Source organism: Methylobacterium guangdongense, from assembly GCF_038442355.1.
Lineage (GTDB): Bacteria > Pseudomonadota > Alphaproteobacteria > Rhizobiales > Beijerinckiaceae > Methylobacterium > Methylobacterium guangdongense.
Genome location: NZ_JBBXMX010000079.1, coordinates 1 through 835, shown reverse-complemented (window position 1 = coordinate 835; position 835 = coordinate 1). Strand labels below are relative to the sequence as shown.

Annotated in this window: 1 protein-coding gene; it reads left to right on the top strand. The window is 66.9% G+C overall.

All coding sequences use genetic code 11. The annotated features are described in order from the left end of the window. On the top strand, positions 1-686 hold a 686-nt coding region (locus AAHG09_RS31825), incomplete at its 5' end, for an ATP-binding protein (RefSeq protein WP_342112346.1). Positions 687-835 lie beyond the last annotated feature (149 nt).

Genomic DNA, 835 nt, shown 5'->3' with positions numbered 1-835 from the left:
CGATCCCCGCGGTGCGCACCCATCCGGCCGTGACTGGCCCCTACGTGGCGGTCTCGCTCAGCGACACCGGCAGCGGCATCCCGCCGGAGCGCCTGAACCACATCTTCGAGCCGTTCTTCACGACCAAAGAGGTTGGCAAGGGCACCGGCCTCGGCCTGTCGCAGGTGTTCGGGTTCACCAAGCAGTCGGGCGGCGAGGTGACGGTCGAGAGCGAGGTCGGTGAGGGCACGACGTTCACGCTGTACTTACCGCGCGTGTCCGGCGCGTCGCGCAAGCCGGCCGATACCGTGTTGCCCGATATCCTGATCGTGGGACACGACACGCGTGTGCTGGTGGTCGAAGACAACGCGGACGTCGGCAGCTTCTCGGTGCAGGCGCTGATCGAGTTGGGCTACCTGCCGATCCTCGCCGCCAACGCGGGAGAGGCGCTGGCGGAGCTTGCGAAAGACGTCGACGGCTTCGATGTGGTGTTCACCGACGTGGTGATGCCCGGGATGAACGGCGTCGATCTCGCCAAGGAGATACGCCGCCTGCATCCCGGCCTGCCGGTGATCCTGACCTCGGGCTACAGTCACGTGTTGGCGCAGGAGGGGACCCACGGCTTTCCGCTGCTGCACAAGCCGTACTCGGTGGAGCAGCTCTCGCAGACGCTGAACGTCGCAGCCCGAAACCGGCACGGAAAATAGACCCAGCCCTCAGCCAACCGACCTAGCAGGCTGCTGAAGAAGTGTCGCTGTGGCGGCGGGGGAGATGATTTTCGTCGTCGGAACGCGGTGGTTTGACCGGCGATGGCCGGGTGGGCGACGTCGCGCGCCTCCCGGGGGGCGGGTCGGTC